The 6,216-nt window shown below is 51.8% G+C and carries 5 protein-coding genes; 1 reads left to right on the plus strand and 4 read right to left on the minus strand.

Annotated features, from left to right (window positions below; genetic code table 11):
- Together FDX24_RS00055 and aroG are read right to left on the minus strand one after the other, a co-directional pair.
- The coding region (locus tag FDX24_RS00055) for an autotransporter outer membrane beta-barrel domain-containing protein (RefSeq protein ID WP_170973044.1) at positions 1–1,558 on the minus strand (1,558 nt) is incomplete at its 3' end.
- Between the two features lie 200 nt (positions 1,559–1,758).
- Positions 1,759–2,811: a 3-deoxy-7-phosphoheptulonate synthase AroG gene (gene aroG / locus FDX24_RS00060; protein ID WP_137363626.1), complete on the minus strand. Its 1,053-nt coding sequence runs from the start codon at positions 2,809–2,811 to the stop codon at positions 1,759–1,761.
- Between the two features lie 375 nt (positions 2,812–3,186).
- Here aroG and zitB point away from each other — a divergent pair, with 375 nt between their 5' ends.
- Positions 3,187–4,128, plus strand: coding sequence for a CDF family zinc transporter ZitB (gene zitB, locus FDX24_RS00065; protein ID WP_137363627.1), 942 nt, complete (start codon positions 3,187–3,189; stop codon positions 4,126–4,128).
- Here zitB and pnuC read toward each other — a convergent pair.
- Entirely contained in the window at positions 4,125–4,844 is a 720-nt protein-coding gene (gene pnuC / locus FDX24_RS00070) for a nicotinamide riboside transporter PnuC (RefSeq protein ID WP_137363628.1), read from the minus strand. The genes zitB and pnuC overlap by 4 nt on opposite strands.
- A gap of 27 nt (positions 4,845–4,871) precedes the next feature.
- Positions 4,872–5,915 carry a quinolinate synthase NadA gene (gene nadA, locus FDX24_RS00075; protein ID WP_137363629.1) on the minus strand — a complete coding sequence of 348 codons (1,044 nt, stop codon included), beginning with the start codon at positions 5,913–5,915 and terminating at the stop codon, positions 4,872–4,874.
- Between the last annotated feature and the right edge of the window lie 301 nt (positions 5,916–6,216).

The raw sequence follows: 6,216 nt of genomic DNA on the forward strand, positions 1-6,216 counted from the left end.
TTTGCAGATTACGCGCCATCCACTGGTTGCCGAGATAGGCGCCGATATCAGCGCGATACTGAGGGTCCACAGGGACGGCATTGCCACCGTCATCCGGATTAACCGGAGTGACATCGCCACCATCGTCAGGATTAACCGGGGTAACGGTCTGCGAGCGCAAATACCAGTCACCACCGTCCTGATACAAGCGGTATTCATACAATCCGACCTGAACCTGGTTGCCCTGGGTGAAGACGCCGTCAGACTGACCGCCGACATCTATCACCTCGATCCCCTGCGTGGTGAGGGCTCCGTCCCCGCCAGTATTAGTAACAAAGACAGTGGTCGTGCCTGCGGTATCGCCGGAAATGAGGAGCTTATCCGTCGGGGAGGCATCATCCCCCAGCTGTGTATTAAGGGAGAGCGTGCCATTATTACCGGTGTAATTGCCGTTAATTGTGAGGGTGTGACCGGTCTCATTGCTCTGACTGATGGCGATGTTGCCAGCATTCGAGACATCATCATTGATAACGCCGGTACCGCCGAGGGTTGCCCCAGCAGCGACGCTGACAGAGCCGGAAGGTAGGTAGGTCATTAACTGCGAAGATGAGCCAGATACTGTGGGGACGCCGATAACGGCAGAATCAGCGAGCCAGAGGGTGCCTTCGTCGACAAGCGTGTCACCAGCGTAAGTGTTGTTACCGGTAAGCAGCAACGTACCCTGCCCGGTTTTTTGCAGGGACCCAATGCCCTGAATGCTGTTGCTCTCGGTACGGGAGGCTCCCGCGTCGAGGTCATAATCCAGGATCCCACTGTTGGTGATAACACCGGTTACGGCATTAACGATGGCACCGGTTTTAATCAGGGTAGTACCTTCAAGGATGGCATAATCTGATTCCAGCCAGAGCGTACCGCCGCTGTTGACGGTGGTGTTGCTGGCGAAACTGGCTCTTTCTCCGTCGTCCTCTTTTGTACTAAGTACCAGCGCCCCCCCCTGATTTACAGTCGTGTTTTTAACGATACCAAAGAAGACTACCTGCACACCCTTATTATTGATGGTCGCGCCGCTGGATAACCCCGTAACGGTAACGATTTCCCTTCCGCCAGCATTGATGACGGAATCCACTGCGGTTCCGAACACATCGTTTTTTGCTCCTGAATTGATGGTGGTGTGTTCTGCTGTACCATAGACATTCTGTTGGCTTTTTCCGCTCAGCACGGCATTCACGGAGGTGCCATTCTTCTGAATCTGGAGAGTGCCTCCCGTTACCTGCGCATCCTGAGACAGTCCGCCGTCCATGACATACTGCCATCCGGCTTCTATCGTCGTATTGAAGGCGCTGCCGTAGACCATCTGACGGTCATTTGTGGCATTCAGGGTCTCTCCACTAACGGACTCACCGGCCACAACAGTCGGGGTATAATCCGCCATCGCCGGACCAGAGAGTAACCCCAGCAGCGTGGCGATGCCTGCCGCCCTGGCCTGGCTTTTTATCTGACTGTCACCCTGTGCAAATTCAGAAGCCACGACATACATATTACGCGCGGTATTCCAGACGATGTTAAAGTTTTTATTCATATTCATCCCTTTATATTTATATTAAATCCTGGGGATATGATAACCCCGAATTTAATATATTTATTACAGGAATGATAAAATTAGGAATATATTTATATTCACCTTAGAAATATAATGAGTATATAAACAAAATGAACTTATTAATATTAATTAAAAAAACCGGCCTGATTCGCCGGTTTTAATAAGGGAGGAAGATAACTTTAACCGCGACGCGCGTTGACCGCATCCGCCAGCTGGCGCAGCACTGCATCGGTGTCTTCCCAACCAATGCAGGCATCAGTAATGCTTTTGCCGTAGGTCAGCGGCTCACCGCTATCCGGGTTCTGATTACCCTCGACCAGATGGCTTTCGATCATCACGCCAATAATCGCTTTTTCGCCGCCAGCGACTTGTCCACAAACGTCTTTCGCAACATCCATCTGCTTTTTGAACTGCTTGCTGGAGTTGGCATGGCTAAAGTCGATCATCACTTGCGCAGAGAGTCCTGCTTTAATCAGACCTTCTTTTACGTCTGCGACGTGCTGAGCGCTGTAATTTGGCTCTTTGCCGCCGCGCAGAATAATATGGCAATCGCCATTACCGCTGGTATTCACGATCGCCGAATGACCCCATTTGGTCACGGACAGGAAGCAGTGTGGCGCTCCTGCGGCGTTGATTGCATCAATCGCGACTTTGATCGTGCCATCGGTACCGTTTTTAAAACCAACCGGGCAAGACAGACCCGATGCCAGCTCGCGGTGTACCTGGGACTCAGTGGTACGCGCCCCGATCGCGCCCCAACTCATCAGGTCGGCGAGGTATTGCGGCGTGATCATGTCGAGGAATTCACCCGCAGCCGGCAATCCGCTGTCGTTGATATCCAGTAGCAATTTACGTGCAATGCGCAGCCCATCGTTGATCTGGAAGCTGTTGTCCATGTGCGGATCGTTGATCAGCCCCTTCCAGCCGACGGTGGTACGCGGCTTTTCAAAATAGACGCGCATGACGATCTCAAGCTCGCCTTTTAACTCTTCGCGCAGCGCCAGCAGGCGAGCGGCGTACTCTTTGGCGGCTACCGGATCATGAATAGAGCACGGCCCAATCACCACTAACAGGCGATCGTCGCTCCCTTTCAGAATTTTATGAATCGCCTTACGGGCATGAGCCACCGTGTTTGCGGCATTTTCAGTAGCGGGGAATTTTTCCAGCAGTGCGACTGGCGGTAATAACTCGTTGATCTCTTTGATGCGTAAATCGTCGTTCTGATAATTCATGATTATTCCAGCGTTGCCATACTTATATAAATGAATGCAATCCCTCCAATCTATATCTTCAGTCATAAAGTGTAAACGGGGTTTTACAGTACGAACCGTGTTATCCCGGGATTACGCAAAAAAACGCAAGAATGTAGCGAATAATCAGATCCAAACCGCAAATTCCAACTGTAATTGCAGATTTTATTATTATTTTCAAAATTCTGTGCTGGCTATCGATGCACATTGTGGATTTTTACCCACTGTACTATAAGGCAATGCCCAATATTTACGTGGCTGATAACGGGAGAATAGAAGCTCTCCTTTTTAATTTTATCCCCCCAAAAACGGTATGATGTCATACAGTAAAGGTGAGAATAACAAAGGGATGGCACAATGGCGCACTCACATACTCATACTTCCCCTGACCAGCCAAAGGATAATAACGCCCGTCGACTGCTGTTCGCCTTCTGCATTACAGCGGGGTTCATGCTGGTTGAAGTGGTGGGAGGGATACTCTCCGGCTCGCTGGCCTTGCTGGCCGACGCCGGGCATATGCTTACGGATGCAGCAGCACTGCTTTTCGCGCTGCTGGCCGTCCAGTTTTCCCGTCGCCCGCCTACAATACGCCACACTTTCGGCTGGCTGAGGCTCACGACGCTGGCTGCATTCGTTAATGCCATCGCATTGGTCGTTATCACCATTTTAATCGTCTGGGAGGCGATTGAGCGCTTCCAAACGCCCCGCCCCGTGGCGGGCGGCATGATGATGGTTATTGCTGTCGCGGGTTTACTGGCCAATGTGCTTGCTTTTTGGGTTTTACATCGCGGCAGTGAAGAGAAAAACCTCAACGTCCGCGCCGCAGCGTTGCATGTAATGGGGGATTTACTCGGCTCGGTCGGGGCGATCATCGCTGCGCTGATTATTATCTGGACGGGCTGGACCCCTGCGGACCCTATTCTCTCTATTCTGGTTTCCGTACTGGTGCTGCGCAGTGCCTGGCGATTGTTAAAAGATAGCGTCAATGAATTGCTGGAGGGCGCACCTCATGCGCTGGATATCGCCGCCCTACAGCGACATCTCAGCCGGGATATTCCCGAAGTTCGCAATGTGCACCATGTTCACGTCTGGATGGTGGGTGAAAAGCCGGTCATGACGCTGCATGTGCAGGTGATCCCGCCGCACGATCATGATGCCCTGCTGGAACGTATTCAGCATTTCCTTATCCATCACTACCAGATTGAACACTCGACGATCCAGATGGAGTATCAGCCATGCAATGGGCCGGACTGCCACCTGTATCAGGGCGTGTCCGGCCATTCACATCATCACCATTAATGAGACAGCGCGTGGGAACCTCGTTCACGCGCGCTGTTAATCCACATCCTGCTCCCGTTGAGGGCGATAACCGTCAGGATCATGTATTCCAGCGACATGGCATACACCCCTTGCAGGGCAAAGATCACCACGCTGATTACGTTGATGATTACCCACAGCAGCCAGTTTTCAACGTATTTGCGCGTCATCAGGATCATCGCCACAATCGATAACACCATCATGCAGGAATCCCAGAACGGGAACGCATCGGGTTGCAGTTCAGGCACAGCAACCTGTAACCCCAATGCCTGCATTATGTTGACCGTAATACGAGTCAGGAACGCAAACACCGGATCGATATAGACCGACATCAGGCCGATCGCTACCACGCAGGCCACCAGCCAGCCCAGCGCTTTTGGTAACGGTAGCCAGCGAATTTTAAGTTCCGCTTCATGCTGGCTGGTTTGCCGGGACCAGGCGTACCAGCCGTAGATGTTGGCGGCAAAGAAAAAGACTTGCAGCAACAGGCTGGCATAAAGCTGGATCTGAAAGAAGATAATCGCAAACAGCGTGACGTTTATCAGACCGAAAACGTAATTGCTGATTTTCTCAAGGCTCGCCAGGCCAATACACAGCAACCCGGCAATCGTCCCCACGGCTTCGATCCACGACAGATCGTAACCACCCGCGCCAATCGGAATATGTACCAGGATGTTCTGCGTGCTAAAAAAGTCCATCTTTTCCCCCAGAGCAAAAAAAATTAATTAAGCTCGAAGTGTAGCCGCAAATTCCAACATGCGGCTTAACGGCAACAACGCCCCTTCTCGCAGCGCAGCATCAACATGTATCTCATGATCCGCTCCGCCTTGTTCCAGGCCCTCAGCAATCGCCTTGAGGCCGTTCATCGCCATCCACGGACAATGCGCACAGCTGCGACAGGTTGCCCCCTCGCCAGCCGTCGGCGCTTCAAGCAATTCTTTATCCGGAACGGCCTGCTGCATTTTGTAAAAAATGCCCCGGTCAGTCGCCACAATCAGCTGCTTATGCGGTAACGATTTAGCTGCGGTGATGAGCTGGCTGGTTGAGCCAACCGCATCGGCCATATCAACGATAGACTGAGGGGACTCTGGGTGCACCAATATTGCGGCATCAGGGTAAAGCGCTTTCATACGCGATAAAGCCTGGGTTTTAAATTCGTCGTGAACAATACAGGCTCCCTGCCAACAGAGCACATCTGCGCCGGTCTGTTTTTGCACGTAGTTGCCCAGATGTCTGTCCGGAGCCCAGATGATTTTTTCACCTAAACTATCGAGGTGCTCAATAAGTTCTACCGCGATACTGGACGTGACAACCCAATCCGCACGTGCTTTTACGGCGGCTGAGGTATTGGCATAGACCACCACGGTGCGGTCCGGATGCGCGTCGCAAAATGCGCTGAACGCATCAATCGGACAGCCCAGATCTAATGAACATTCCGCCTGTAAGGTCGGCATCAGGATAGTCTTTTCCGGACTGAGAATTTTGGCGGTTTCTCCCATAAACCTTACGCCCGCAACCAGCAGCGTAGAGGCAGAATGTTTTGCACCAAACCGCGCCATCTCCAGCGAATCTGAGATACAGCCACCGGTCTCTTCGGCCAACTGCTGAATTTCAGGGTCGGTGTAATAGTGCGCGACCATGACGGCATCACGCTCTTTCAGCAGACGTTTAATTTTCTCTCGATAAAATTGCTTTTCATCCGCACTCAGCAGCGCTGGCTTCGGCGGAAACGGATAAATTGCTGCTTCTGGATCAAACATCACGCTCATCTTGCTTTCTCGTTTTACTGGCTTAACGAAATAACCGATTAAAAGCGTGACGCACGCCATATTCGGTTAGAATTGTTTTGTATGCTAAACAAGATAGCGGATTGGTGTAGAAAAGTCACAAGAATTGCGTGTGATGCATGCCGAATGGCGACTGACGTCTTATCCGGCCGACATGAGTCGTGTCGTCTGTAGGGCTGATAAGCGAAACACATCAGGGAATCAAAAATCCTGCGCATAGCAAAAAGGCGCCTTTAGGGCGCCTTTTTACACTGGTGGGGCGTGCAGGATTCGAACCTGCGAC

It is taken from the genome of Citrobacter sp. wls716, from assembly GCF_005280975.1.
In the GTDB taxonomy this organism is placed as follows: domain Bacteria; phylum Pseudomonadota; class Gammaproteobacteria; order Enterobacterales; family Enterobacteriaceae; genus Citrobacter; species Citrobacter youngae.